The sequence below is a fragment of the Acidimicrobiales bacterium genome, assembly GCA_035546775.1.
Taxonomy (GTDB): Bacteria; Actinomycetota; Acidimicrobiia; order Acidimicrobiales; family JACCXE01; genus JACCXE01.
Genome location: DASZWD010000026.1, coordinates 1 through 1737 on the forward strand (window position 1 = coordinate 1; position 1737 = coordinate 1737).

The window sequence follows — 1737 nt, forward strand, 5'->3', positions numbered from 1 at the left end:
TCCGGTTGTCATCGACCGGGTCGTCACCGCACGCGGCGAGCTGGTGCTCCGCCGAGACCAAGAGCACTTCGAGGTCATCAGCAACGGCGTCTTCCTCATGGACACCCGCAACGGCGAATCCGAACGCCGCCTGGTCCGCGAAGCGCTGTCGCGAGCAGCGAAGCCGCGCGGCGTCCTGATCGGCGGGCTGGGTGTCGGCTTCTCGCTCGTCGAAGCGCTGAGCGACGAGCGGGTGGCGCGAGTCACGGTCGTCGAGATCGAGCGGCGGATCGTCGAGTGGCACGACAAGTACCTGCAAGCGATTACCGGGAAGGCCCGAACCGACGAGCGCACCGAAATCGTGATCGCCGACATCGCCGAGGTGCTGCGAAGCGGCGAGCAGCACTACGACGCGATCTGCCTCGACATCGACAACGGACCGGACTGGACGGTCACCGATGCCAACACCGGCCTGTACGGCGACGATGGGACGGCGTTGCTGGCGAGCCGGTTGCGGCCGGGCGGCGTACTCACCGTCTGGAGCGCGGCAAGATCTTCGGCGTACCAACAGGTTCTTGCCCGTCACTTCGGGAAGGTCGAGGTCATGGAGATCCCGGTGCCGCGCGGCGAACCGGACGTCGTGTTCGCAGCAACCTCGGCCGTGGCGCAGACTCTTGGGCGTGACAGTGACAGCAGCTGACGAAAAGCGCGTCGTCGACGCGGTCCCGAAGGGCTTGTTCATCGGGGGCAAGTGGCGGGACAGCTCGAGTGGCGCGACCGTCGACGTCGAGGACCCCTCGACGGAGCAGACGCTGTGCGCGGTTGCGGACGGCACGGCCGAGGACGCCGTCGCCGCGCTCGACGCTGCCTGTGACGCTGCCGACGCCTGGGCCAAGACACCACCGCGCGACCGCGGCGAGATCCTGCGCGGCGCGTTCGAGCTGATGAACGAGCGCATCGACGACCTCGCGTTGCTCATGACCCTCGAGATGGGCAAGCCGCTCGCCGAGTCACGCGCCGAGATCGCCTACGCGTCGGACTTCGTGCGCTGGTTCTCCGAGCAAGCCGTCCGCGTTGACGGGCGATTCGCGATGAACCCCAGCGGCGCCGGCCGCCTGCTGACGATGAAGCAGCCGATCGGCCCCTGCCTGCTCATCACGCCGTGGAACTTCCCGAGCGCAATGGGTGCCCGCAAGATCGGTCCGGCGCTGGCGGCCGGCTGCACCATGGTCGTCAAGCCCGCGCAGCTGACGCCGCTGTCGATGGCTGCGTTCGTCGACATCCTGACCGAGGCGGGCCTGCCAGGCGGCGTCGTCAACGTCGTCACGTCGAGCAGCGCGAGCCGCGTCACCGCCCCGCTGTTCGACGACTCGCGGCTTCGCAAGATGTCGTTCACCGGCTCGACGCCGGTCGGCAAGAAGCTGATGGAGATGGCGTCGAAGCGCCTGATCAAGTGCTCCATGGAACTGGGCGGCAACGCACCGTTCCTGGTGTTCGACGACGCCAACCTCGAGCACGCCGTTGATCAGGCGGTCATCGCCAAGATGCGCAACGGTGGCGAGTCCTGCGTGGCGGCCAACCGCTTCCACGTGCACGACGCCGTCGCCGAAGAGTTCTCCGCCCGGCTGGCGGAGCGGCTTGCCGCGATGCCGGTCGGGCGGGGCACCGACGACGGCGTGCTCGTCGGGCCGCTGATCGACGCCGACCAGCGCAACATCGTCGCCAACCTCGTCGACGACGCCGTCGGCAAGGGCGCCT

Annotated in this window: 2 protein-coding genes; both read left to right on the forward strand. The window is 68.5% G+C overall.

The genetic code is table 11. The annotated features are described in order from the left end of the window. Positions 1-679: hypothetical protein (locus VHC63_05180; GenBank protein ID HVV35977.1), on the forward strand; the 679-nt coding region annotated here is incomplete at its 5' end. Next, on the forward strand, positions 660-1737 hold a 1078-nt coding region (locus VHC63_05185), incomplete at its 3' end, for an aldehyde dehydrogenase family protein (GenBank protein HVV35978.1). The genes VHC63_05180 and VHC63_05185, both read left to right, overlap by 20 nt.